The following is a 25,936-nucleotide window of genomic DNA, read 5'->3' on the forward strand; positions in this document are numbered from 1 at the left end:
CTCACCCGGCCGGCTGCGACGCGGCACCTGCCAGGGGGGTCCCCTGGAGCTGCGTGATGGCGTCCTCGATGGAACCGATCGATCCGAAGGTCGCTCGGGTGAGCAGGTGCTCGGGGAACTCGACGTCGAACGTGTCCTCGAGCGCGAGCATCAGGCTGACGCTGGCGTGGGAGGTGAGGCCCGCGCCGTAGAGGTCGTCGTCCGGGCCCAACCCGCGGGCATCGACCGCCATGCGGCCGTGCTCGTTGAGGATCGCTTGCACCGTGTCGGTGATCATGGGGTGTCCACCCTTTCCGTGGTCGTCCTTGCTGCTGCTCTCGGGCTGGTCTCGTCGTCCTCGGGGGCGATCAGCCCCACGACGACCGCCACGGCCATGCCGGCCTCGTGGCTCAGCGCGACCGTGAGCGACGAGATGCCGGAGCGTCGGGCCTGCTCGGCCATGGCGCCGCGGAGGCGGATGTCGCACCAGCCTCCGGGGTCGCGCACGACCTCGATCGTCCGCCAGTCGATGCCCGCCCGGTCGGGCCGGAGCACCTTGAAGGTGGCTTCCTTCGCTGCGAACCGGGCGGCGAGGTGCTCGGGGGCGGCCGTGGCCGCCGTGGCGCCGTCGCCGATCTCGGCGGCGGTGTACACCCGGTCGACGTAGCGGGGGCCGAAGCGGTCGATGGCCTCGGCCACGTCGGCCACGCGGCACAGGTCGACGCCGACCCGGACGGTCCCCTCGAGGCAGGTGCTGGTGGTTCGCATCGTCATGAGGGCGGCCTCAGCGTTCGGTTGTCGGCTCGCTCGGTCAGAGGCGCCGAGGCCGCTCGGTGATACGTGTCCGCCCCCGGGAGGGCCTGGCCGGTCGACGCCGCGGCCGCAGCCTCTGGCGGCTCGACGGCCTTGCGGGCTGCGAGCTGGAACCACCAGGTGCCCGAGGTGTCCTGGCCCGGGAGCACCGGGCGGCCGGTCTCGTTGTCCCAGACCTCGATGTGCTCGAAGCCGGCGTCGGCGAGCTCGTCGAGCTCCACGCCGAGCGTCGTGTAGTGGATCACGAGCGAGAAGTGGTGGGCGCCGGCGTTGGCCATGCCCCAGCCGTCGCCGTGCGGCCCGTTCACCCGGTTGCGGTGGTGGTTCCGGGCGTTGATCGGCAGGTAGACGGCCAGCTCGGCGAGGCGGCGCGGGTGGCCGAGGTCCTCCTTGTGCACGGTCCACGGGGTCTCCTGCCAGCCGCGGCCCGCGATGTTGTGGGTCGAGAACTGGAAGGTGCCTCCGGGGGCGAGCACCCGGTGCACCTCGGCCAGGATCTGCGCCCGGTCGCCGTGCTCCACGGCGTCGATGCCGTTCCACGAGAACACCACGAGGTCGAGCTCTCCGTCGCCGAACCGGGAGAGGTCGCGGGCATCGCCGACGGCTACGTCCACGTCCGGGAACCGCTTGGCGCACTCCTCGACCATGGGGGCCAGGAAGTCGATCGCCCGGTAGTCGTCGCTGATCTCCCGCAGCAGGGGGACGGTCCGTCCCGCCCCGACGCCGATGTCCAAGATGGCGCCGCCCGCGGCCCTCGCCTTCACCGATTCGATGGCCTCGCGCTCCCCGGGGTCGGACCACCCTTCGCTGCGGGCGAACTGGCGCAGCGTGGTCCGGCTGGTCCACGCGCTGCGGTTGATCCGCTCGGGACGGCTCACCAGCGCCGGGAGCACCGCGGCGCGGCCGGCCCACGTGAGCCAGGCGGCGCGGGGTGCGATGGCGTGGGTCGCCGCCAGCGCGGAGAGCAGGGGAGCGTTCACAGCGATCGCACCGGGAGGCGGGCGTGGTGGGCCTCGACGAGCTCCTCGACGATCGCGTCGAGCGAGGTGGTGAGGTGCCAGTCGGGGTAGTCCGCTCGGAGCTTCGCGAGGTCGCTGATGTAGCAGATGTGGTCGCCCGACCGGGCCTCGTCGACGTACTCGTGGTCGAGGCGGACCCCGGCTGCCTGCTCGGCGAGGGCGATGGCCTCGAGGACCGATGTGCTGTTCTCCCGGCCGCCCCCGAGGTTGTAGACCGCGCCGGCCCGGGGCGCCCGGATGAACGCATCGAACGCGGCCAGGACGTCACGGCTGTGGATCTGGTCGCGGACCTGCTTTCCCTGGTACCCGTAGATGCGGAAGTGCTCCTGGTTCACCGTGGTCTTCACCAGGTACGAGAGGAACCCGTGGAGCTCGGCGCTGGCGTGGTTCGGTCCGGTCAGGCAGCCGCCGCGGAAGCAGACGGTCGGCATGTCGAAGTAGCGCCCGTACTCCTGGACCGCCAGGTCGGCGGCCGCCTTCGATGCGCCGAACAACGAGTGCTTGCTCTGGTCGATCCGCATCGACTCGTCGATCCCGTGGCGGTCGCGCTCGTGGGCGTACTCCCAGCGGGTGGGCTGCTCGACGAGCGGGACCTCGTTGGGGGCGTCGCCGTACACCTTGTTCGTGCTCATGAAGACGAACGGCGACTCGGCGCAGAACCGCCGCGTGGCCTCGAGCAGGTTGAGGGTGCCGACCGCGTTCACGTCGAAGTCGTCGAACGGTCGGCGGGCCGCCAGGTCGTGCGAGGGCTGGGCTGCGCAGTGGATCACCACGTCGGGGCGCTCGATCTGGAAGAGGTCCAGCATCGCCTGCCGGTCGCGGATGTCCATGTCGATGTGGCGGAACCTCGGATGCTCCTCCTTGAGCCGGGCCAGGTTCCAGGCCGTGTCGCCGTCGGGGCCGAAGAAGTCGGCTCGCAGGTTGTTGTCGACGCCGATCGTCTCGGCCCCGAGGCTGTCGAAGTGCGCCGACGCCTCCGATCCGATGAGTCCGCTGCTGCCGGTGATCAACACTCTCATGACGCCTCCAGGACGTGGGTCGGTTCGTTTCCGATGTCGACGAGCTCGGCCGGTCGGTGCCGGAGCCGCCATGCGTTGCGCTCGGTCCGCCAGAGCCGGCCGGCGACGGTCAGCGGGGTCATGGCGAGGATGGTGAGGTCGAGGACCAGCGATCGGTTCTCGACGTAGAAGAGATCGAGGTGGCGGTAGGCGTGGAACGACGGGTTGTCCCGGGCCTCCACCTGCCACAGGCCGGTGAGCCCGGGTGGAACCCGCACGCGGGACCGCAGGTCGTCGTCGAACTGGGAGACCTCGTCGGGCAGCGCCGGCCGGGGGCCGACGAGGCTCATCTGGCCCCGGAGGACGTTGATGAGCTGGGGGAGCTCGTCGAGGCTCGAGGCTCGCAGCAGCCGACCCACGTGGGTCACCCGGGGGTCGCGCTCCGCCTTGTAGAGCGGTCCGGTGCGCTCGTTGCGCTCCTGCACCTCGTCGAGCTGGTCCTCGGCGCCCACGGCCATCGTCCGCAGCTTCAGGCACAGGAACAGGCGGCCGTCGAGGCCGACGCGGAGCTGGCGGAACAGGACCGGGCCGTGGTCCTCCAGCTTGATGAGGATCGCCGCCACCGCGAGGAACGGGGCCGTGATGATGAGGAGCGGGACGGTGAAGGCCAGGTCCATCGCCCGCTTGGCGGCGACCTGGGTGCGGCCGTGGGCGTTGGCCTCGACGTAGCACCAGGGGTCGTGGCCGACGGGCGTCCGCACGAGGCGGCGGTGCCCCAGCAGCCCCAGGCCGCTCGACATCTGGACGTGCAGGTGGGCCTCGAGCGCCCGGGTCACCAGGCGCTGCAGGTCGGGTCGATCGAGCGCGGTGACCGCCACCACCACGCCGGTGGCGCCGAGCGCCTCGGCCCGGTCGGCGGCCTGATCGGCTCGTCCCACCCACCGGATCCCCTCGAGCGAGCCCTCCCCGTGGGGCCTGGGGCCGGCGACGCCGACCACCTCGTAGCCGAGGTCAGGACGGCTGGTGAGGAGGACGGCGATCTCCTCGGCCTCGTGGTTGGTGCCCACCAGGACCACCCGGCGGATGCCGATGCCGCGGGACCGCCGGCCTCGGAACCAGGCGGCCACGAAGGCGCGCGTGGTGGCGAGGAGGAGCAAGGATGCCACCGCCCCTTCGACCGCCGTGGAGGAGGGCAGCCGGCCGCCCAGCACGGCGGCGGAGACGCACCCCCCGGCGACGGCCGCGATCGGGACCCGGAACAGGCGGCCGAGCTCGACGGACCGGAGCGTGCAGCTGCGGGAGCGGTGCAGGCGGGTGGCGACCAGCTCGGCCATGCCGGCCGCGGTGGCGCCGGCCGTGACGGCGATCGGAGTCGGCGTCGACGGGTTGCGGGCCACGGCGACGAGCCAGCCGGCGGCGATGCAGGTGGCGTCGAGCACGGTGAGCAGGATGTGGATCCGGTTCGCCGAGCCAGGCGAAGGCGATGCACCCGCTGCCCGTGCCGGCGGGGCGGATGGCTCCGGGGCAGGGGCAGCAGGTGTCATCTCAGGTGCCGCCGCCGGCTCGGGGGGTGGGTTCCCGGGTGGCGCGGCGTAGGGGGCGGCCGGACCTCGATTCGGCAACCGAAGCCCGACCCCGACCGACGAATGTGGCGCAGATGACACACTTGAACAGAGTCAATTGCGGTCACGGTGATACATGCAATTGAGTCAAATCACGAGAGATCTTTGGCTCATTTGCTGCACACATCGTCCTGGGAGATGCCCAGGGCGGTCAGCCCCTCGCGGAGCCGTTCCAGCGCCCGCGCCCGCGTCGGTCCGATGCTCCCGATCGGCATGTCCAGGACCTCGGAGATCTCGGCGTAGGACGGCGTGGGGTCGGTGGCGAGGAGGGCGAGCAGGAGCCGGGACCGTTCGGGGAGGTCGGCGATCATGCCCTGCAAGCACGCGACGGCCCGCTCGTCGCGCTCGATCGCGGCGTCGGTGATGTCGATGACCAGGCCGGGTGGGGTGCGCTCGAGCACCGGGTCATCGCTCGCCGGCAGGTCGCGCTTGGTCCGGCGGCTCAGCCGGATGGCCTCGCGGCGCGCCGTCGTGACCAGCCAGGCGCCGATGCGGTCGGGGTCCTCGATCGAGTCCAGGTGCTTGATGAGCTGCACCCAGGTGGTCTGGCAGACATCGGCCGCGTCGGCGGCGCCGAGGCCCACGCCGCGCGCCACCGACCAGAGGAGCCGGGAGTGCTGGGCCACGATCTGCTCCCAGGCCGCCCGGTCGCCGTCGGCGGCCGCGGCGACCAGTGCCGCGAACGAGGACCGCTCGGCGGTGTCGGCCGGGTGCTCGCCTCCGGCGGCTCGGCGGTGCCCGACCTCGACCGGAGCCCGCCGCCGGTGCGCCGGGTGGGCGGTGCGGGGTGGTCGCAGGGACGCAGGGCCCGCCGCCGGGGTGTCCGCAATCGAGGGTGGTGTCGCCATGGGTCGCGCCGCCTCATCTGGATGTGTGCACGCCCACGAGAGGTGTGGCGTGACGTCGTGAAGGCGGCGTCGGCCGAAGTTGCGTGGCCGGCCGACTCCCGGTGCTGCCGGAAGCAGATGCCCTCTTGTCGTGAAATGGAAGCTAGGCAGTGGGCGATCAATCAACAGCAAGACCCGAATCAATGCAACATCAATGCTGGTGGTGATTGAGTGGAAAACGGCCCGCCATTCATCCATACGGCGTAGGGCAGGTGATCAGCATGGATAGGTCGGGTGAACATTGCCCAAACTCTGAAGCGGCGCCGTGACAGACGCTCTAAGCTCCTCGGTGGGAGGCCGGTTCAATTCAGTTGAGCCGTCGAAGGCGATCCAGCCTGTGGGGAGGACCGGTGTCATGACCCAGCACGGGGTCACGGACGAACACGTCGGCGCGATCGAGCGCGAGCGGCGGCAGTTCCGCGATCTGTTCAAGGCGGCGCAGGGCGCGTACCTGGTCACCGATCGCCTCGGCCTGATCCGCCAAGCGAGCGACCAGGCGTACCAGCTGCTCGGCGTGGATGATCCCCGGCTGCTGCTCGGCCGGCCCCTGCGCACGTTCGTCGACCTCGGCGACCAGCGGACCTTTGCCATCACGCTCGACGCGCTCGTCGGCGACGGCGAGCCGAGGCGGTGGCCGGTCCGGCTGGTGCCCGAGCACGGCCCGGCCCTGACGGTGACGGCGCACGCGTTCCCGCTCCTGACCGGCGACGGCCCCGACCGGTGGTCGGTCCGGTGGCTCCTCATCCCCGTGGACCTGGAGGCCGGCCTCACCCCGCGGCTCGCCAAGCGGGGGTTCATCTACGAGATGGCCGACGCGCTGGGGATCGGCGCGTACGTGGCCGACGCCGACGGGGTGTGCGTCTACGCCAACCGCAGGACCGAGCAGATCCTGGGCCAGCGCCTCGTCGGCCGGCAGGTGGCCGACTGGCGCCAGCAGCACGAGCACCGGCCATCGGCATCGGTGGGCGAGGGCGACCAGGCGTTCGAGCGGTACTCGATCGTCCGCCCCGATGGCACGCAGCGGTGGGTGGCGCACGGGGTGCACACGCTGCGCGACCACCAGGGCGATCCCGACGGGTTCGTCGCCACGCTCGCCGACGTGACCGATGTGGCGGAGGCGGAGGAGCGGACCCTCGAGGCCAACGAGCGGCTCGAGGGGATCCTCGCCCAGGCCAGCGACGCGATCATCTCGGCCGACGAGGACCAGAACATCATCCTGTTCAACCGGGCCGCCGAGACGGTGCTGGGCTACCGGGCGAGCGACGTGCTCGGCCAACCCCTCCGGAGCATCCTCCCCGACGAGGTCGTCGGCCTCCACGAGGGCGACCTGCCCCGGTTCGACGACCACACCGCCGTCCACCGGTTGATGGGGGGCGCGCGGTACGTGCAGGCGACGAGATCGACGGGGGAGCCCTTCGCCGCCGAGGTGTCGATCTCGGTCGGGACCGTGCTGTCCAAGCGCGTGTACGTGGTGATCCTCCGCGACGCGTCGGAGCAGGTGGCCGCCGCCGAGCAGATCCTCCGCGCCGACCGGCGGTACCGGGCGGTGTTCGACCAGTCGCTGGTCGGCGTCCTGGTGGTCGATGCGGCCGGCGTGGTGATCGATGCCAACGATGCGTTCTGCGAGCTGGTCGGGCGCGCCGCCACCGCGGTGCGGGGCCAGGGGGTGGCCCACATGCAGCACGAGCAGGCGGCCGCCGCCGATCGGAGCGCGCAGGAGGCCTCGCTGGCGGAGGGGTCGGCCGGCTACCGCCTGGCCGACCAGCGGTACCTCCACGCCGACGGGTCGTTCATCTGGACGAACGTGGCGGTCAGCAGCGTGCGCGACCCGGAGGGCGAGGCGACCTACCTCGTGTACCTGATCGATGACGTGACGGCGCGCCACGAGCTGGAGGCCCAGCTCCACCACGCCCAGCGGATCGAGCTGGCCGCCCAGCTCGGCAGCGGCCTGGCCCACGACCTCAACAACGTGCTCGCCGTGCTCCGCGGCCAGCTGGAGCTGCTCGGCGACGAGATCGCGCCAGGCCCGCAGACCGCCAAGCGCCTGGCCGCGGCCCAGCACGCGGTCGACCGGGCTTCGGACGTGGCGACCGGTCTGCTGCGGCTGAGCCGCAAGCCCGAGTACGCCCCCCAGACGTTCGACCTGAACGACCTGGTGCGATCGGTGTCGGACCTGACCTCCGACCTGCTCGGTGGCGGCATCGCGCTGCAGGTCGAGCTGGATGCGACGGAGCCGCTGGTGCTGGCCGATCCCCACCAGATCGAGCAGGTGCTGATCAGCTTGGTGGTCAACGCCAGGGATGCCATGCCCGGCGGCGGGTCGCTGACCATCTCCACCTCAGACTCGGACCGCCTCGGGTCGAAGGACGAGCCTGCCGGGGGCGCGTCGTCGGCCCTCTCCTTGGCCGTGGTCGACTCCGGGATCGGGATGGACGCCGGCACCCGTGCTCAGGTGTTCACCCCGTTCTTCACCACGAAGCCCGCCGGATCGGGCACGGGGCTCGGCCTGTCGCAGGCGCTGCAGGCCGTGCGCCAGGCTCGGGGTCTCATCGACATCGACAGCCGTCCGGGATGTGGGGCGACGTTCACCGTCACCCTGCCGCGGGCACCGGCACCGGCACCGGCACCGTCGTCCGATCGCGCGGCGACCCTCCGGCCGGATGCCGCGGGGCGCGGCCACGGGCCCGGGGCGGTGCCGACCATCCTCGTCGTCGACGACGAGGCCGACGTGCTCGAGGTGGTGACCGAGACGCTCGTGCGGGCCGGCTACCAGGTGCTGGCGTGCACGCGGGCGAAGGATGCGGCCGCCTGCTTCGCGAGCCGGACCGACATCGACCTGGTGCTGACCGACGTCGTCATGGCCGGCGAGTCGGGCCTGGCGCTGGCGGCCCGGTTCCACGCCCAGCGACCGTGGATCCCGGTCGTCGTGACCTCGGCGTACTTCGACGAGACGATCGACCGGGATGCCCTCGAGTGGTCCCTCGACAAGCCCTTCACCTCCGCGGCCCTGCTCGACATCGTCAGCGGCGCCCTCGGAGGGTCAGCCCCGGTCGACGAGACGCTTCAGGCCTGGTCCAGCGCCGTCGATTGACGGGCCGGCCCGGGCACGGGGACGACCGCGGCCGGCACCGGCTCGAAGCGGTACCCGGCGCCCTTGAGGGTGGTGATCCAGTCGTGGTGGGATCCGTCGACGGCCAGCTTCTGGCGGACCCGACGGACGTGCTCGCTCACCGTGCCCGGTGCGCGCCAGCTCGCCGAGCCCCACACCTGATCGAGGATCTGGTCGCGGGAGAACACGCGACGGGGGGAGGCGGCAAGGAAGTGGAGGAGCTCGAACTCCTTGGCGGTGAGCCCGATCGACCGGCCGTCGAGGCACGCCTCCTTGGCCGCGGTGTCGATCGCCAGCCGTCCGAACTGGAGCTGCTCGGGCACCTGCGGCTGGGGCCGGGCGGCGGAGCGCCGGATGATCGCCCGCACCCTGGCCACGAGCTCGCGCCGCATGAACGGCTTCGCCACGAAGTCGTCGGCACCGAGCTCCAGGCCCGCCACCCGGTCGGCCTCCGCCCCGTGGCCGCTGACGACGATGATGCCCATGTCGGGGTCGTTGCCCAGGCTGCGGAGCACGTCGAACCCGTTGCCGCTCCCGAGGCCGAGGTCGAGCAGCAAGACGTCGGGGTGCAGGCGCTCCACCTGCGCCACCGCTTCGGACGCGGTGGAAGCCTGGTGGGCGATGAACCCCTCGGCCTCGAGGATGTCGACCAACGTGGCCCGCACGTCCGGATCGTCGTCGACGACGAGGACCGTGTTCCTGTCCCGCACCAGACATCCTCCAGTTCCAGCAGCCGCACCTGCTGACGGAAATGGTAGTTGGACGGCCTGCCAGATTCGGTTCCACCCTCGCGAATTGATGGAGAGTTGATCTTGGCTGGAGGCCGGGGCGGAACGCCCGTGCTGGGCGCGGCCGGTCAGGCCAGCTCGGTGAGGCCCTGGGCCACCCACTCCTTGAGGCTGTCGTCGGCGAGGAACGCCGCATCGTCGCGCTCCGCCTGAGCGAGGACCTCGTCGGCCGTCGCCCCTTGCTGCAGGCCGGCGTACAGGTAGATCACGGCCGACGACCGTGGGCCGCGCCGGCAGGTCACGACCGTCGGCCGCGGCAGGGCATCGAGGGCCGCCACGTGCTGGCGGGCCAGCGCCATCGTCATCTCGCGGGGCGGATCGGAGATCACGTTGGCCGATGCCGCCACCGCGGCCTGGACGTCGTCGTAGGACATGCCGCCCTCCATGGAGGCGAACTCCTCACCGTTGAGGTACAGCCACGACGCCGCGCTCCGCTCCCGGGCGAACCTGGCGGGGTCGGCGATCAGGCCCCGGTTGTTCGACAGGTCGGTGGGCGTCTCGAACGTCATCGGCTGCTCCTGCTCGTGTGGGAGCCGTGGAACCGCGGCTGCCCCCGGACCCGAGATGGTACGCCTCATCCGTTCCGCGGCCTGCCGGCTGCCGTCCTCGTCACCACTTTTCGTAGCGGGCCCACCGCTCCGCGTGGTAGACGGTCGTGATGAACGGACTCTCTGTCGCTCGGCGCCGGCAGATCACGGCGCCTGCACTCCTCCTCACCCTCGTCCTCGCTGCCCTCGCGGGGTGCAGCTCCTCCGGCGATGGATCCGCGGGGGACGGCGCATCGGCGACGTCCGGGTCCGACCCATCCAGCGCGTCGCACGACGACCTGGAGATCAAGCGGGACAAAGGTGCGGCGGTCACGAAGACCATCGGGGTCGAGGGCGGATCGATCGACCTGAAGGCGGCGGACGGCACGGCGTTCGCGTTCGAGGTGCCGGCCGGGGCGCTCGGCGCCGACACGAAGATCACGGCGACGCCGGCCGAGCTCGGTGGCACCGACTTCGACACCGCCCTGGTGATGTTCGAGCCCAGCGGCCTCTTCTTCCACGACCAGGCCACGCTCAAGATCACCCCACCGACGGAGGTGCCGCGAGCCCGGCAGCTGTTCTTCGGGATCTCCGACGATGCTTCCCAGGTGGTGGCGGCGCCCGCCGACCCGAAGGACACCTCGACGACGATGATCGTGGCCCACTTCAGCGGCTGGGGGCTCGCCACGGTCACCGATGCCCAGCGCTCGGCCCTGCTCGAGCGGCAGGCGTCCGATGCATCGGATCGGATCGCGTCGGAGATGGCCACCGCGCTGGACGACGCGCGCCGCGGCGGCGACGAGCAGTCCTGGCAGGACCAGTTCGAAGAGTCCGCGGCCAAGTTCGAGCAGGAGGTGCTCAAGCCCAGGCTGGAGGCGGCGGGAGGCAGCTGCGAGGCGACGAAGGCCGCGATCAGGAGCGCGACGAGCTACGTGAGCATGCGTGCGGTCGGTGGCTTCGGCCCGTCGCCGAGCGGTCTCGACCTCAAGCCGCTCCTGGCCCAGAGCCTCGCCGACGGGGGACCCTGCGAGAAGGAGGCCATCGCCAAGTGCAAGGCGGCGAAGAACCCGTCGATCCTCGCCGACTTCCTCCTGGATCGCGAGCGCGCCCGAGCCCTCGTCCTGGGCCAGGAGACCACGGTCTCCACCGAGGCCATCATCAAGCGGGCCAAGGCCGTGTGCCTGGGCGTGTACTCGGCGTCGGGCGGCGGGAGCGGGCTCACGGTGAGCGGCCAGATCGACGATCTGAGCAAGCCGTTCACGCTGAAGGGCGAGTTCCCCGGGGCGCAGGTCACCCTGAAGTACACGCCCGCCGACGACCGCAGGGGCAGCTACACCACGCAGTTCTCCGGCTCGGGCGTCAGCGGCAGCACCACCGGCTCGTACACGATCGCCGGGGAGGACGGTGAGGTCCTGACCCTCACCGGCAACGGCAACGGCTGCGTCGCCCAGGGCGGCTGCCGCGCCACCACCGAGGTCATCACCCTCACGCCCGCGGGGTAGCCGACGGGGCTGCCTGACCGCCGGCCCCCACGCTCCCGGGAGGGGCGACCTCGCCGCGGCTACCGTGCGATCCATCCAGTCGTTGGCGATCGAGGGGACCGCGAGATGACGCAGCAACGAGCCAGGGGCCGGCGCGCCCGACTGGCGGTGGCGGCCGTCGCCTCCTTGGCGCTCCTGGTGGCGAGCTGTTCGTCGTCCGCCTCGGACGGCACGTCCTCCACCACCTCGAAGGACACCTCGAAGACCACGACGACCGCCGCGCCGAGCGCGTCCAAGCGGGCGGTGAAGTGGATGGACGGGTTCAAGGCGCCTGGCACCCCCGCCCAGTACGACAAGGTCGGCATCTTGAAGGTCGGCGCCGCCGACGCCCCCAACGTGCTGGTGCTCGAGCCCGGGACCTCCGCCAGCGCCGCCTACTTCGTGCCGCTCGCCCAGGACATCGTCAAGGCCCAGCCCACCTGGCAGGTCTGGGCGGTCGAGCGCCGGCAGAACCTGCTCGAGGACCAATCGAAGCTGAACGCGTACAAGGCCGGCGACATCACGTCCACGGAGCTGTACGACTACTACCTCGGCTACCTCAAGGACGACAGCGTCACCGACCACTTCAAGTCGATCCCCGACAAGACCGTCGAGTTCGCCAAGCAGTGGGGCCTCAACGTCGCGATCGAGGATCTGCACGTCGTCATCGACCAGGCCGCCAAGGCCGGCGGCAAGGTGGTCCTCGGCGGCCACTCGCTCGGCGGCTCGGTCGTGACCGCCTACGCCACGTGGGACTTCGACGGGAAGCCAGGAGCGGACCAGCTCGACGGTCTGGTCTACATCGACGGTGGCAGCCGGCCCACGGGCGCGACGAAGGCCGAGGCCACCAAGGCCCTCGCCGGGCTCAACGCCGACACGGCCTCGCCGTGGTTGTCCTTCGGGGGCATCACCGCGCCCTACGCCGGGCTGTTCAACTCCACCGGATCGTTGACCGCCCTGCACGACCCCGACACCAAGTCCCTGGGCCAGGCGTCCGGGCTGCTGCCCACGAACATCGTCCCGCCGATCCCGGCCACGAACATCGGCCAGTACGGCTACGCCCTCAACGTCGGCACCTCGCCGCCGAGCCTGGCTGCTGCCCAGGGCCACCTGGGCACCGGCCTCACGAAGGACGGCGGTTGGAACGGTGACGGCGCCATCTCGCCGATCAAGCGGTTCGCCACGATGTTCTCCGGCGACGGGATCAAGGATGCCGACGGCACGGAGTGGTACTTCCCGCAGCGGCTGACCACCGACACCAGCGTCGTCGCCAACGGCAACGCCAACCCGGGCCAGGACGTGCTCGACGTCCACGCCACCATGGGCGCCGACCTGCCCAAGGACCTGCGCATCTACGCCTTCGGCGCCAGCCTCGGCGGCAAGGGCGTCACCACCACGGCCCAGCTCCTGGCCCGCCAGTCCGGGATCGCCGACGACCACCTCACGCTCGTCGACCGCTCCAACACGTACGCCCACAACGACCCCGCGGGTGCGGCCCCGAGCAACGACTTCCTCGACGGCCTCCTCCCGTTCCTGAAGCAGGTGGGCGGCGGTTCCTGACCGCCCTGGCGGCGGGTTCCCGTCGCCCCTCCCGGTGGGTGTTGCCCGCCGGGCTCGCCATCCCATCCAGGCCGGCCCCCGGCTACGAAGAAGGTCCGAGCCCGCCTCGATCCACGCCGCTGGCTCTCCACCAGGTCGAGCCATCGGAGCTTTCCCGTGCCCCCCTTCGTCACCCTTGGACGATCGTCCGCTTCCGCACCGTGAAACGCGGCCCCGAACTGATCGATGCCGCGCTCGAAGGCCTGATCGCGCCGAGCTTCACGCGCATCGGGTTCTCCGCCAGGCAGCGGCTGTTCGATTGGCGCCGCGTCGATTCCTACGACCTGTCCGGTCGGGTGATCGCCATCACCGGAGCAACCTCGGGACTCGGCCGAGCCGCGGCCGAACGGCTGGCGGCGGACGGCGCGACGGTGATCGTCATCGGCAGGAACGCCGACAAGTCCGAGCTCGTCGCCCGGGAGATCCGCGAGCTGACCGGCAACCCCGCCGTCTCGGTGGTGGTCGCGGACATGGGCGACCTCGACGCGGTGCGACGGGCCGCAGACCAGATCCTTCGAGCCCACGATCGGCTCGACGTGCTCATCCACAACGCGGGCGCGCTCAGCGCCCGGCGCGCCGAGTCGGCCGACGGGATCGAGATGACCGTCGCCAGCCAGGTGGTCGGACCGTTCCTGATGACGAGCCTGCTGATCGAGCGGCTCGCCGAGTCTGGGCCGGGTCGGGTCCTCACCATGTCCTCCGGCGGGATGTACAGCGCTGAGCTGACCGTGGACCACCTGCAGATGAACCGCGATGCCTACAACGGCACCAAGCAGTACGCACTGGCCAAGCGCGCCCAGGTGACGCTCTCGGAGCTGTGGGCGCAGCGCGTCGCCGCGGGCTCCGTCGTGTTCCACGCCCTGCATCCGGGCTGGGCGGACACCCCCGGGGTGGAGTCGTCGCTTCCCACGTTCCACCGGATCGTCGGACCCCTGCTGCGCGACGTCGACGCCGGCGCGGACACCATGGTGTGGCTGGCCGCCGACGACAGCGATCCGCTGGCGTCGACCGGTGGGTTCTGGCTCGACCGCCGGGTCCGGTCGATCCACCGCCTGCCGAACACGAGGCGGTCCGACACCCCTGCCCGCCGAGCCGAGCTGTGGGGCTGGGTGGGTGAACGAGCAGGCGTGACGGTTCCGGTGCCGCGATGAAGGTGCTGGTCATGGGGGCGACCGGGTACGTCGGTGGCCGGCTGGTGCCGCGGCTGGTCGAGGGCGGCCACGAGGTTCGCTGCTTGTCCCGTCGCCCCGCGAAGGTCCGAGACGTCCCGTGGGCCGATTCGGTCGAGGTCCTCGCGGGCGACGCGCTCCAGCGAGAGAGCCTCGACCCGGCCATGGAGGGCGTCGATGTCGTCTTCTACCTGGTGCACTCGATCGGATCGGGTGCCCACTTCGAGGAGTCCGATCGGCGCGCCGCCCGTAACACCGCCGACGCCGCCGGGGCCGCCGGGGTGCAACGCATCATCTACCTGGGTGGACTGGTGCCCACCGGAGAGGCGGCATCCGCCCACCTGGCTTCGCGCGCCGAGGTGGGCCAGATCTTCCTCGACGGGACCGTTCCCGCGGTCGTCCTCCAGGCCGGGATCATCATCGGCAGCGGGTCGGCGTCGTTCGAGATGCTGCGCTACCTGACCGAGCGCCTCCCGGTCATGGTCACCCCCAAGTGGGTTCGATCCCTGGTCCAGCCGATCGCCGTGCGGGACGTCTTGACCTACCTGGTCGGTTCCGTCGACCTGCCCCCGGGCACGAACCGGCGCTTCGACATCTCCGGCCCCGACATCGTCTCGTACCGGGAGATGATGCAGCGCTACGCCGCGGTCGCCGGTCTCGCGCCGCGCGTGATCGTCCCCGTGCCCGTGCTGTCGCCCTGGCTCTCGAGCCAGTGGGTGAACGTGGTGACGCCGGTCCCCAAGGCGATCGCGCAGCCGTTGATCGGCTCGCTCCGGAACAACTCGGTGGCGCACGAGCACGACATCGAGGCCTTGATCCCGTTCGCGCTCTGCCCCCTCGATGAGGCCGTCCGCCTGGCGTTGGAGAGCATCCGGCGCGGCCGGGTGGTCACCCGGTGGTCGGGCGCGCAGTGGCCCGGCGCGCCGAGCGACCCGATGCCGACCGACCCCAGCTGGAGCGGAGGAACCGTGTACCGCGACGAGCGGTCCGCTCCGATCGACGCCGATGTCGACGTGGCCGACGTGTGGCGGGCGGTCGAGGGCATCGGCGGGGACCGTGGCTGGTACTCGTTCCCCCTTGCCTGGGCGATCCGCGGGCTCATGGACCGTCTCGCTGGTGGGGTGGGCCTCCGGCGCGGTCGACGTGACCCGAACCGCCTCGAGATCGGCGACGCCGTCGACTTCTGGCGGGTGGAGGCGATCGAACGGCCGCGCCGGCTTCGCCTCCGGGCCGAGATGAAGCTGCCTGGTGATGCGTGGCTCGAGTTCACGATCGCGGACGACGGCGGCCGGCCGACCCTCGAGCAGCGGGCCTTCTTCATCCCCCGCGGGCTGCCGGGTCATCTGTACTGGTGGTCGATCAGCCCGTTCCACAACGTCGTGTTCGGCTCGATGATCAGGAACATCGCCGCCGGAGCGGAAGCCTCCGCCAGCCCTGGGGCCGGCGCGGACCGGGCCGGACGATGAGCGACGCGCTGCCGACACAGGTCGAGGTGCTGGTGGTCGGGGCCGGGCTGGCGGGGCTGGCCGCCGCCACCCTGGTCCAAGAGGCGGGGCTCTCGGTGACGGTCCTGGAGGCATCGGACGGGGTCGGCGGCCGGGTCCGCACCGATGTGGTCGACGGGTTCCGCCTCGATCGTGGGTTCCAGGTGGTGCTCACCGCGTACCCCGAGCTGGAGCGTCAGCTCGACGTGGCGTCGCTGCACCTGCGGCGATTCGACCCCGGGTCGCTGATCCGGGTCGGTGGTCGGTTCCATCGCGTCGGTGACCCGATGCGCATGCCGGGGGCGCTCGTCGGTTCGGCGCTCGCTCCGATCGGAACCCTGGGGGACAAGGCCCGCCTCGCGCTCCTGCAGCACCGCCTTCGAACGGCTGACCCGCGGTCGCTGCTGCGGGGGACCGACGTGAGCACGATCGTCGCGTTGCGCGAGGCGGGGTTCAGCGAGCGGATGATCGACCGCTTCTTCCGACCGTTGATCGGCGGCATCCAGCTCGATCCCACGCTCAGTGCCAGCCGCCGGATGTTCGACACCATCCTTCGCTGCCTGACGGTGGGCGACTCGGCCGTGCCCGCGACCGGCATGGGCGCCATCCCCGGGCAGATGGCGGCACGGTTGGTCCCCGGTTCGGTCGCGCTCCGCACGCGGGTCGCCTCCATCGGCCACGGCGAGGTGACCACCGAATCCGGTCGACGGATCTCGGCCGAGCGCATCATCGTCGCCACCGAAGGACCAGCCGCATCCGCGCTGCTCGGTCGGCCCGCAGTCGCCTCGCGCCACGCGTCGTGCGTGTGGTTCGACGCGCCGAGTGCTCCGTTCGCCGACAAGCTCATCGTGCTCGACGCCACCGGACAGGGGCCGGCGCTGAACGTGGCCGCGATGTCCAACGTGGCGCCGGAGTACGCGCCACCCGGTCGGGCCCTGATCGCCGCGGCGTGCCCGGGCGTGGCCGCCACCGATCTCGAGCCGGCGGTGCGCAGCCAGCTGCGCGGCTGGTGGGGCGCGCAGGTCGACGGGTGGCGTCACCTCCGCACGGACGCCATCACGCATGCGCAGCCGGACCATCGCCCACCGTTCGCTCCCAAGCGATCGATCGACCTCGGCGAGGGCCTGTTCCTCTGCGGCGATCACCGGGACACGCCGTCGATCCAGGGCGCGCTGCACTCGGGTCGTCGCTGCGCCTCGGCCGCGGTGGCGTCGTTGACGTGATCGGGCAGGCGGCTGGCGTGCGAGCCGTCGCTCGGTGCCGCCGCTGGACCTGGGCGGACCGGTCACCTGCGGGAACCCTGAACTGAACACCGTTTACTAGACCGGCTGGTCAAGTTATGATCGCCGCGTGCACGGGAGGGGATCCGTGCCGTGACCTCGGGGGGATCCATGCGTCGCTTGTTCGTTGCCGCTGTCACCGCAGCGCTGTTCACCGTCGGGCTGGCTACCGCCGGCGTGGCCCCCGCAGGCGCCGACGCGGCCTGTGGGAACTTCTCGTCGACCGCAGGGACGTGCGTCAACAGCCAGCTCACGGTGGCGGGGACGTCGTACAGCGTCGACTGGTACCTGCCCAACGGCACGGCGACGGGGCTGATGCTCCTCCAACACGGGTTCTCGCGGGGCTGCGGCAACCTGCGCAGCACCTCGAAGGCCGTCATGGCCAAGGGCGTCATGGTCCTGTGCCTCAACGCCGACATGTCGGGCGGCAACCCGGCGCTGGGCAACGCGCTCGGCGATCTGCTCGCATCTCGCGCCCTCACCCCGCCGGCAGGCAAGGCGCTGCCCGTCGGCTACATCGTCGGTGGCCACTCGGCTGGCGGGCACTTCGCGTCGGTGGTCGGTGCCCGCCTCGCCGCGCGGAACTACGCCGGGCTGAAGGGGGCGGTGCTGTTCGACGCCGTCGCCGGAAGTGGGTTCTCCGCCAACCTCCAGGCCATCTCGGCGGGCGGCACCCGTCCGGTCCTCGAGATCGCGGCGCGTCCTGGAGCCATCAACCTGAACAACAACTCGTTCGGCGCGCTCAAAGATCTGCCCAACACGTTCGTCGGGGTGCAGCTCGTGTGGAGCGGATTCTTCTTCGGCATCCCGTACGGCGGCAGCTGCCACACCGATGTCGAGGGTGAGAACGGTGATGCCATCGGCAACACCGCAGCGCTGTGCGTGCCGAACTCCACGGTGGTGGCCCGACTCCGAGACCTCGGCTCGACCTGGGCCAAGGACCTTGCGGCGGGCACCCGGACCACCGGCTACTGGTGCACCAACTCGGCGGACCGCACGACGTGCGGCACCAGGGTCAAGAGCCTCGTGACGGGCTCGCTGCCCACCTCGACGCTGATCGCGGTGTCCTAGCGGGTCGGCCGCGGCCGTACCCGGTGACCAGGGCCGACAGCGTCGCCGCTCGGGCTCCGGTGGATGCTCGATGCACCGGGGCCCTCGACATGCCGGCAGAGCCCTCGACGACCCGTCGTGGCTCCGTCCGCCGCGAGGTGCGCTGTCGGGGCAAGGTCGGTCGGGCCGGATCGGACGCTCCGTCGGGCCTCGGCGGCCTCGTACGATGGCGCAGTCGCCGGTTGCGGGTGGGGTGCGGAGGTTTCGCGCCACGTTTCGCACCGGTCCCGCCCCCGTAGCTCAGCTGGATAGAGCACCGGACTTCTAATCCGACGGTCGTTGGTTCGAATCCAACCGGGGGCGCCTCTTCGGGCAGGTGGTGGGGGGTGACGCGGCCTCACCCGGCTGGCGCGGATCCGGGGCGCCGGCGGCGGGGGAGGGGTACCGTGCTGGCCTCGGCGGGAGGCCGGAGGCCCAGGGCGTTCAGGGCCAGGGGGATGATGACGATGGTGCGACCTGCTCATCGAGTGCGGTTCCGGGTGCGGAACCTCCTGATCGCCGCGCTGGCGACGCTGCTCGTTCCCACCGCGGTGCTGGCGGCCTCGTCCGCGCCGGCGGCCGCGGCGGCGTTCAACGTCCGCGGCAGCGTGAACCAGGTGTACACGTGGGGCCACCCGGTGGGCTCCACCGTCGAGCTGCGCAGCCCGGCGAACGCGCTCGTCGATTCGGGCCCCGCGGATGCACAGGGGGCCAAGGCGTTCCGCGACCTTGCGGCGGGGGCGGGCTACACGGTGGTGGAGGGCGGCACCACGTCATCGGCCGTCACCGTGACCGATCCGACGGACAACCCGCCGCAGTCGTTCTACGGCACCACGCCTGCGCTCAACGAGGGCTACGGCTACATCACCATGCGCGACGGCACCACGCTGTCGGCCAACGTCACGTTCCCCAACGACGGGTCGACGGGACCGTGGCCGGTGCTGCTCGACTACTCCGGGTACGACCCGTCGCAGCCGGGCCAGACGCCCCAGGAGGCGCAGCTCTACCCCCACCTCGGCTACGTGGTGGTGGGCGTCAACATGCGCGGCACCACGTGCTCGGGTGGCTCGTTCTGGTTCTTCGAGGACGCCCAGCGCACCGACGGCTACGACGTCATCGAGACGCTGGCCCACCAGAGCTGGTCGAACGGCGACGTGGGCATGGTGGGCATCTCGTACTCGGGCTACAGCCAGCTCTACGTGGCCGCCACCAACCCGCCGCACCTCCGGGCCATCACCCCGCTGTCGCCGTTCTCCGACGGGTACAACGGGATCCTCTACCCGGGCGGGATCCTCAACGACGGGTTCGCGCTCGGCTGGGCGCAGGACCGCCAGGAGGCGGCGCTCCCGTCGGCGCACGCATGGGTCCGCAGCCGGATCAGCGCCGGCGACACCACCTGCGCCGCCAACCAGGTGATGAGGTTGCAGAGCCAGGACATCACCAACGAGATCATCGACGGCCGCTTCAACGACCCCAAGTACCGGTACCTCGACCCCAACTCCTTCGCGCCCCAGATCACGGTGCCGACGTTCCTCGAGACGCAGTGGCAGGACGAGCAGACCGGTGGGTACGGGGCGGAGCTGGCCACGATGATCGCTCCGCACGCCAAGCTGCACGCCACGTTCACCAACGGCACCCACGTCGACTCGCTCGGCCCCGAGGTGTTCATGAAGGTGGCCGAGTTCGTCGACCTCTACGTGGGCAAGCGCAGGCCGACGCTCGAGGGCAACGCGTTCTACCAGCAGGGCGTGTCTGACGGGCTCCAGAGCCTGTTCGGCACCGCCGTGCCCATCACCAACTACTCGTTCCCGTCCTTCTCCACGTACGCCGAGGCCCTGGCCTGGTACGAGGCCCAACCGCCCATCACCATCCGCTGGGAGAACGGCGGCGTGGCCGGCAAGGAGGGGGCGCCGTACTCGACGGTCACCACGTCCTACCCGTCGTGGCCGATCCCGACCGCCGCCGCCGAGCGGTGGTTCCTCCAGCCCGACGGCGCGCTCGCCAAGACGGCGCCCACCGTCGCCGCCACCGAGGCGCGCGGTGCGTCGTCGTACACCTACGACCCGACGACGAAGCGGAACACCACGTTCGACGGGTCCACCGACGCCATGTGGACCTCGCATCCCGACGTCCACTGGCTCCCGCTGACCGAGGGCAACTCGCTGAGCTTCGTGACGCCCGCCTTCACGTCGAAGGTGCCGTACGCCGGCGGCGGCAGCGCCGACCTGTGGGTGAAGTCGACGGCGGCCGACACCGACTTCGAGGTGACGCTCACCGAGGTCCGGCCCGACGGCCAGGAGGTCGAGATCCAGAGCGGCTGGCTGCGGGCCAGCCGCCGGGCGCTCGACACCGCGGCCTCCACCGAGCTGCGCCCCCGCCACACGTTCCAGGCCGTTGACGCCGCACCGCTGCCGACCGGCGCGTACGTCCCGGTCCGCATCGAGCTGTTCCCGTTCGCCCACATCGTCCGGCCCGGGTCGCGCCTGCGGCTCAACATCGAGGCGCCGGGCGGCAACCAACCGTTCTGGGCGTTCTCGACGCTGCCCGGCACGGCCACCAACACGATCGCCCACTCGGCGACCATGCCGTCGAGCGTGGTCCTGTCGAAGCTGTCGGACAACCGGGTGCCGTTCTTCTCGCCCTCCGCGGCGCCGTCGTGCGCGGTCTCGGGCGTCACCACCCAGAGCCAGTCCCTGCGCAACCAGCCCTGCCGGACGTACCTGCCCGCCCGCACGCCCACGGCCGTCACCGCGACCGTCCAGGGCAACCAGGTCCAGGTGGCGTGGCAGCCGCCCCCCGCCTGGCCGTCGGGCGCGGCCCTGGCCGGCTACCGGGTCACCGTCGCACCGGGCGGGGACACGGTCGACGTGCCGGCCGGCTCCACCACCGCCACCTACACCGGCGGAGCGAACGCCGGGCCCTTCACGTTCACGGTGGCCGCCAAGTACGGCACCACGTACGCACCCGCATCCGACGCCTCCCTCGCCACCACCGCCCCGACCCCCACCGACGTGACCACCAAGCCCGGCAACGGCGCGGTCACCGTGACGTGGAAGGCGCCGCCGGCCACCGGTGCCACCGTGACCGGCTACGTGGTCACGCCCTACCTGGGGGCCACGGCCCAGACGCCGAAGACGTTCACCACGACCGCCCTCACCCAGACGCTCACCGGCCTCACCAACGGCGCGTCCCTCACGTTCCGGGTGGCGGCCGTGTACGCCACCGCCGGAGCCCAGTCGCCGCCGAGCGCACCCGTCGTCGTCGGCGCGCCGCTCGCGGTCGAGTTCCTCTCGGCCACGCCCGCCAGCCAGAAGGCGGTCGTGCGCTGGTGGCCGGCCACGGACAACGGGTCGACCGTCACCGCCTCGATCATCACGCCCTACGTGAACGGCGTGGCCCAGAGCCCGCAGACCTTCAACAATGCCGGCAGCACCCAGACGGTCACCGGGCTCGTCAACGGCACCACCTACGCGTTCCTCGTCCAGGCCGTCAACGCCCGGGGCACGGGCCCGGGCAGCCTGAGCGCGCCGGTCCTGGTCAACCCCACGGTCCCCGGCGCCCCCACGGGGGCGACGGCGAAGGTCGGTGACTCGTCCGCGGTCGTGGCGTGGAGCGCGCCCTCGGTCGACGGCGGCGTGTCGATCTCGGGCTACGTGGTCACGCCGTACATCGGCGCCACCGCGCAGAGCCCTCGGCCCTTCTCCGGGACGGCCACCACGCAGACCGTGACCGGGCTCGCCAACGGCACGTCGTACACGTTCACCGTGGCCGCCACGAACAGCGTCGGCACCGGCACCCCCTCGTCGCCCACGGCGGTCATCACCGTCGGCACGCCGTCGGCCCCCGCCTTCTTGAGCGGGGTGCCCGGCAACAAGCAGGCCACCTTGAAGTGGTGGCCGCCTGCGTCCAATGGGCCGCCGGTCACCAGCATCGTCATCACGCCCTACATCGGCGCGGCGGCCCAGACGCCGCAGGTGTTCCAAGGGGCCAACAACACCCAGACCGTGACCGGCCTGACCAACGGGGTGACCTACACGTTCTCGGTCGCCGCCGTGAACGCATCGGGCACCGGCGCCGCGTCGGTGAGCGCGCCCGTGCTGGTGAACCCGGTGGTGGCCTCGGCGCCGACGGTGGTGACGGCCCGGTCGGGCGCAGCGAGCGCCTCGGTCTCGTGGCGGGCACCCACCACCGATGGGGGCTCGAACGTGACCGGCTACATCGTGACCCCGTACCTCGGGCTCGTCGCCCAGCCCGCGCAGACGTTCACCTCGACCGCCACCACCCAGTCCGTGACGAGCCTCACCAACGGCTCCACGTACACGTTCACGGTGGCGGCGGTGAACGCGGCGGGGACCGGTCCGGCCTCGGTGGCGTCGACGGCGCTGCTCGTGGGAGCCCCGGCGACCCCCGCGTTCCTGAGCGGGACCGCCGGGAACGGCCAGGTCACCCTCCAGTGGTGGCCACCCACCGGCAACGCCTCGCCGGTCACCGGCTACGTGATCACGCCCTACCTCGGCTCGGTGGCCCAAGCGCCGCAGTCCTTCCCGGGGATCTCCAACAACCGGGTGGTATCGGGGCTGGTCAACGGGACCACCTACACGTTCACCGTCGCCGCCGTGAACGCGTTCGGCCCCGGCGAGCCGGCCCGGACCGGCCTGCTCACGCCCGGCCCCTAGTAGAGCTCGACCGGACCTCCGCCGCGCTTCGCCCGGTAGGACGCCTCGTCGGCGCGGGCGAGCAGCTGCAGGCCCTCCTCGCCCTCGTTGCGGAACGCGACGCCGATGCTGGCGCCCACCGTCACGGTCTGCCCACCCACCTCCATCGGCTCGGCGATCCGGGCCGCGACGCGCGTGCCGAGGGCGAGAGCCCCCGCATCGCCGGCGACGTTCTCGGCGATGATCACGAACTCGTCACCGCCGAGGCGGGCGCAGAAGTCACCGGCGCGCGCTTCGGCATCGAGGCGCCGCGCCACCTCCCGGAGGACGTCGTCGCCGGTCTGGTGCCCGTACGTGTCGTTGACGAGCTTGAAGCCGTCGAGGTCGAGGAACGCCACGGCGAGGCGGGAGCCGGTGCGGCGCGACCGGGCCATTGCGCCGTCGAGCGCCTCGAGGGCGCCGGGCCGGTTGGGGAGCAGGGTGAGCGCGTCGTGGGTGGCCTGGTAGGCGAGGCGCTCCTGGAGGCTGGCTCGGTCGGCGATCGAGTCCGAGAGGAGCTGGATCGACCGGTCCATCGTGTCGCCGAGCTGGCCCGGGAGCGGTACGTCGAGCCAGGGGTCCTCGAGGTTGCCGTTGGCGAGCGCGTCGACCTTGCCCTCCAGCAACCGGAGGTTCACCACCACGTCGTTGAACGCGGCGCTGGCCTCGCCGATCTCCGCCGGTCCGTTCGTGGGGAGGGGCTCCAGGCTCAGGTCTCCGCTACCGACCCGGCGGGTGCCCTCGATCAACCGGCTGAGCGGCTGCTCGAAGGTGGAGGCGATGAGCAGGGAGATCACCACCATCACGGCGATCGCCAGCAGCACGCCGCCGAACGTGATCGCGGCGTTGCGGGTGGCGTCGTCGGCCAGGACGGTGACGGCAGCCTGCAGGCGGTCGGACCGCCCGTTGATCAGGTTGAAGAGCGTGCCGAACACCTGGAAGCTCGAGGTGAACGTGGCGGTGATCAGCTTCACGTCGACACCGTTCGCGAACGGCTCCGGCGCCTTCCCGGCCACGGCGTCGTCGATGGCCCGGTCGAGCGGCGTGCCCGGCTTGTCGGCGGCGATGTGCTTGGCATCGGCCTCCACCTTGGGGTCGGTGCTGGTCTCGAGGTCGTCGATGGCCCGGTCGAACTGCTGCGATGCCACGGCCAGCTCCGACCGGGCGGGGGCCGCCCGGGAACTGCTGGCGAGGTAGCTGAACCAGTAGTCGGCGAGCTTGGTGACCATGGTGCCGGCGGCCGACCCGGCCATGGTGGCGTCCTCCAGGTCGTCCATGCGGTGGTCGAGCGAGGTGCTCCCGGTGGACACCACGCGCGTGCGGAGGTCGGCGAAGCGCCGCTCCCACTTCTCGCTCGCTGCGGTGTCGAGGCGATCGAAGCGGTCGATCGCCGTCAGGTCGGCCCCGGCATCGGCCGCGTGGCCCAGCTGGTCGACGTCCGCCGTCCGGAACGGTCGGGCATCGGCGGGCAGGCGCTCGAGCTCGACCACCACCTGATCGAGGTCGCTCGACGAGAACTGCTCCAGGCCCAGCAGCCGGAGCGCGGTGTCGCGGTCGATCCCCAGGGCCTGGGCGCGCACGCCCACCTCGACCGGGGCCCGCGCCTCGAGGAGCACGCTGCGGAGCGTGGTGAGCTGGGCCAGGACGCCCACCTCCTGGCGCACCTCCGCCAGCCTCGTGGCCGCGCGGTGCTGCCGGAGGGCCGCAGCGCCACCGAGCAGGGCGAGCAGCAGCGCCGGCGCCAGGACCAGCGCCAACAACCTCGTCCTCAGCCCGTAGCGGTAGTGGGAGGTCATGTAGCTCCTCGGTCTCCTCTCCGGTTCCATCGGCAGGTCGGGTGGGAATCCTGATGGCGGCCCCGCAGGTGCTGGTGGGGCGGGGGGAGGAGCGGCGATGGTGGTCTGCGACACGTCGATAGGGTCCGGTCCGTGTGGTGCCTGCGAACGAACCCGTTGCACGCGTCCGTGTGGCGGTCTCGATCGAGGCCGCAGCGCCCGGTACCCGCCTCGTCGCCAAGCGATGCATCGCCCACCGCGCTCACGCGATCGGGCCCGGCATGATCGAGCGCGAGCTGAAGCGGTCGCTGGGCCAGATGGTGAAGGGGGTGCAGGTGGTCGGGGCCGCCCACGGCGGCGTCGAGCGGGCCTACACCTCCCACTGGGTGTGCCAGGTGTCGTTCGAGGAGCCGATCGTGATGGCATCGGTGTCGCCCAAGCACGACACCCACCCGCTGATCGCCGCCGGCGGCCGGTTCTCGGTGTCGATCCTCGGAACCGACCAGATCGAGGCGGGGCAGTACTTCTCCTACCCCGGCCACCGGTTCCGCTACATCGCCGACGACTTCCTCGAGACCGTCGACGGACTGCCCGTCGTGCGGGACTGCGTCGCCTCGTTCAGCTGCGAGGTCGAGGACGTGGTGGCAGGCCGCTACGACCACGACCTGTTCTTCGCCCGGGTGAGCAGCGCCCGCACCGGCCGGCTGGACGAGCCGCCGCTGCTCTACAGCTCCCGCCACGGCTGGCGGGCCACCGGCCCCAAGGCCCGCGAGCCCGGCACCTCCATCCGTGATGGCCTGCTCGCCCGCCTCGAAGACGCCGGGGGATCGACGGAGGGCCCGCCCGAGGACGGCTGATGCCAGCGGTCGCAGCGTGGGATCGTCGCCGGCGGTCCGACCGCTGGGCTTTCACCGTCTCGTCGACGGACGGCATGATGCTTCGACCGCCGATCGGAAGGGCATGACGTGCCGAACACCACCAGCGAGCAAGCGCGAGCGACGGCCGTCGAGGCCCTCCACACCCTGATGGCCGGCAACGCCCGGTTCGCCGAGGGCGTGCCCGAGCCCCACGTGGTGTCGCCGGCGCAGCGCGAGGCGCTGCTCGGAGGTCAGGACCCGTACGCCGTCGTGCTCGGCTGCGTCGATGCCCGCGTCCCACCCGAGGTCGTGTTCGACCAGGGCGTCGGCGACCTGTTCACCGTGCGCACCGCCGGCCACTCGCTGGCGGGCGTGGCGCTGGGCAGCATCGAGTTCGGCGTGCGCCGCCTCGGCGTCCCGCTCGTGATCGTGATGGCCCACAGCGGCTGCGGCGCCGTCCTCGCCGCCCTGGCCAAGGACCCGGCCGACGGCCACCTGGGCGAGCTCACCGGCGAGGTGGCCAGCCGCCTGGCTTCGGTCGTCGGCGACGATCCGGTCGGAGCCACGGGCGCCAACCTCGAGGCCACCGTCGAGGTGCTGCGATCGCTCGGCACCCTCACCACCCCGGCCGGCCACGACGCGTTCGTCGTGGGGGTGCTCTACGACATGGCCACCGGTGTCGTGCAGGTCACCGACGACGCTGGCCTCCTCCAGGGCGCCAGCTGAC

19 protein-coding genes and 1 tRNA gene are annotated in these 25,936 nt (G+C 71.6%); 11 read left to right on the forward strand and 9 right to left on the reverse strand.

Annotated elements, in window-relative coordinates:
• Position 1 precedes the first annotated feature (1 nt).
• The 6 genes from ACPPVX_RS18800 to ACPPVX_RS18825 all read right to left on the reverse strand — a co-directional run bounded on the left by ACPPVX_RS18800 (position 2) and on the right by ACPPVX_RS18825 (position 5,279).
• Positions 2-277 carry an acyl carrier protein gene (locus tag ACPPVX_RS18800; protein ID WP_426572114.1) on the reverse strand — a complete coding sequence of 92 codons (276 nt, stop codon included), beginning with the start codon at positions 275-277 and terminating at the stop codon, positions 2-4.
• The gene (locus tag ACPPVX_RS18805; protein ID WP_426572115.1) at positions 274-753 is read right to left on the reverse strand and encodes a holo-ACP synthase; all 480 of its coding nucleotides are present in this window, start codon (positions 751-753) and stop codon (positions 274-276) included. Before ACPPVX_RS18805 ends, ACPPVX_RS18800 begins: the two co-directional genes overlap by 4 nt.
• Positions 750-1,772, reverse strand: coding sequence for a class I SAM-dependent methyltransferase (locus ACPPVX_RS18810; RefSeq protein WP_426572116.1), 1,023 nt, complete (start codon positions 1,770-1,772; stop codon positions 750-752). Before ACPPVX_RS18810 ends, ACPPVX_RS18805 begins: the two co-directional genes overlap by 4 nt.
• The gene (locus ACPPVX_RS18815) at positions 1,769-2,830 is read right to left on the reverse strand and encodes an NAD-dependent epimerase/dehydratase family protein (protein WP_426572117.1); all 1,062 of its coding nucleotides are present in this window, start codon (positions 2,828-2,830) and stop codon (positions 1,769-1,771) included. Before ACPPVX_RS18815 ends, ACPPVX_RS18810 begins: the two co-directional genes overlap by 4 nt.
• Positions 2,827-4,248 carry a sugar transferase gene (locus ACPPVX_RS18820; protein WP_426572118.1) on the reverse strand — a complete coding sequence of 474 codons (1,422 nt, stop codon included), beginning with the start codon at positions 4,246-4,248 and terminating at the stop codon, positions 2,827-2,829. The genes ACPPVX_RS18815 and ACPPVX_RS18820 overlap by 4 nt, the downstream gene beginning before the upstream one ends.
• A gap of 293 nt (positions 4,249-4,541) precedes the next feature.
• Positions 4,542-5,279, reverse strand: coding sequence for an RNA polymerase sigma factor (locus ACPPVX_RS18825; RefSeq protein ID WP_426572119.1), 738 nt, complete (start codon positions 5,277-5,279; stop codon positions 4,542-4,544).
• 394 nt (positions 5,280-5,673) lie between these two features.
• On the opposite strand from ACPPVX_RS18825, the gene ACPPVX_RS18830 reads away from it, so the two are divergent.
• Positions 5,674-8,409, forward strand: a complete 2,736-nt coding sequence (locus ACPPVX_RS18830) for a PAS domain S-box protein (protein ID WP_426572120.1) — start codon at positions 5,674-5,676, stop codon at positions 8,407-8,409.
• Here the strand turns inward: ACPPVX_RS18830 and ACPPVX_RS18835 are convergent.
• Both ACPPVX_RS18835 and ACPPVX_RS18840 read right to left on the reverse strand, forming a co-directional pair.
• Entirely contained in the window at positions 8,382-9,137 is a 756-nt protein-coding gene (locus ACPPVX_RS18835) for a response regulator transcription factor (RefSeq protein WP_426572121.1), read from the reverse strand. The two genes, ACPPVX_RS18830 and ACPPVX_RS18835, sit on opposite strands and share 28 nt — an antisense overlap.
• A gap of 146 nt (positions 9,138-9,283) precedes the next feature.
• Positions 9,284-9,724, reverse strand: a complete 441-nt coding sequence (locus ACPPVX_RS18840; protein WP_426572122.1) for a hypothetical protein — start codon at positions 9,722-9,724, stop codon at positions 9,284-9,286.
• Between the two features lie 149 nt (positions 9,725-9,873).
• Here ACPPVX_RS18840 and ACPPVX_RS18845 point away from each other — a divergent pair, with 149 nt between their 5' ends.
• From ACPPVX_RS18845 to ACPPVX_RS18880, 8 genes are all read left to right on the forward strand, one after another.
• Positions 9,874-11,244, forward strand: coding sequence for a hypothetical protein (locus tag ACPPVX_RS18845; protein ID WP_426572123.1), 1,371 nt, complete (start codon positions 9,874-9,876; stop codon positions 11,242-11,244).
• A 105-nt stretch (positions 11,245-11,349) separates the two neighbouring features.
• Positions 11,350-12,822, forward strand: coding sequence for a hypothetical protein (locus ACPPVX_RS18850; protein ID WP_426572124.1), 1,473 nt, complete (start codon positions 11,350-11,352; stop codon positions 12,820-12,822).
• 200 nt (positions 12,823-13,022) lie between these two features.
• Positions 13,023-14,012 carry an SDR family NAD(P)-dependent oxidoreductase gene (locus tag ACPPVX_RS18855; protein ID WP_426572125.1) on the forward strand — a complete coding sequence of 330 codons (990 nt, stop codon included), beginning with the start codon at positions 13,023-13,025 and terminating at the stop codon, positions 14,010-14,012.
• A complete protein-coding gene (locus ACPPVX_RS18860; RefSeq protein WP_426572126.1) occupies positions 14,009-15,496 on the forward strand; it encodes an SDR family oxidoreductase in 1,488 nt (495 codons plus the stop codon). Before ACPPVX_RS18855 ends, ACPPVX_RS18860 begins: the two co-directional genes overlap by 4 nt.
• Positions 15,493-16,737, forward strand: coding sequence for an NAD(P)/FAD-dependent oxidoreductase (locus ACPPVX_RS18865; RefSeq protein WP_426572127.1), 1,245 nt, complete (start codon positions 15,493-15,495; stop codon positions 16,735-16,737). The genes ACPPVX_RS18860 and ACPPVX_RS18865 overlap by 4 nt, the downstream gene beginning before the upstream one ends.
• Positions 16,738-16,905: 168 nt before the next feature.
• Positions 16,906-17,865, forward strand: coding sequence for an alpha/beta hydrolase (locus tag ACPPVX_RS18870; RefSeq protein ID WP_426572128.1), 960 nt, complete (start codon positions 16,906-16,908; stop codon positions 17,863-17,865).
• 268 nt (positions 17,866-18,133) lie between these two features.
• Positions 18,134-18,207: transfer RNA gene (locus tag ACPPVX_RS18875), tRNA-Arg, on the forward strand.
• A gap of 176 nt (positions 18,208-18,383) precedes the next feature.
• Entirely contained in the window at positions 18,384-22,559 is a 4,176-nt protein-coding gene (locus ACPPVX_RS18880; protein WP_426572129.1) for a CocE/NonD family hydrolase, read from the forward strand.
• Here ACPPVX_RS18880 and ACPPVX_RS18885 read toward each other — a convergent pair.
• A complete protein-coding gene (locus ACPPVX_RS18885) occupies positions 22,556-24,373 on the reverse strand; it encodes a diguanylate cyclase domain-containing protein (RefSeq protein ID WP_426572130.1) in 1,818 nt (605 codons plus the stop codon). The two genes, ACPPVX_RS18880 and ACPPVX_RS18885, sit on opposite strands and share 4 nt — an antisense overlap.
• 137 nt (positions 24,374-24,510) lie before the next feature.
• Between ACPPVX_RS18885 and ACPPVX_RS18890 the strand changes: the two genes are divergently transcribed.
• Positions 24,511-25,209 carry a flavin reductase family protein gene (locus tag ACPPVX_RS18890; protein ID WP_426572131.1) on the forward strand — a complete coding sequence of 233 codons (699 nt, stop codon included), beginning with the start codon at positions 24,511-24,513 and terminating at the stop codon, positions 25,207-25,209.
• A gap of 108 nt (positions 25,210-25,317) precedes the next feature.
• Complete coding sequence (locus ACPPVX_RS18895; RefSeq protein ID WP_426572132.1) at positions 25,318-25,935, forward strand: carbonic anhydrase; 618 nt, start codon at positions 25,318-25,320, stop codon at positions 25,933-25,935.
• Position 25,936 lies beyond the last annotated feature (1 nt).

It is taken from the genome of Aquihabitans sp. McL0605, from assembly GCF_049993875.1.
Taxonomy (GTDB): Bacteria; Actinomycetota; Acidimicrobiia; order Acidimicrobiales; family Iamiaceae; genus Aquihabitans.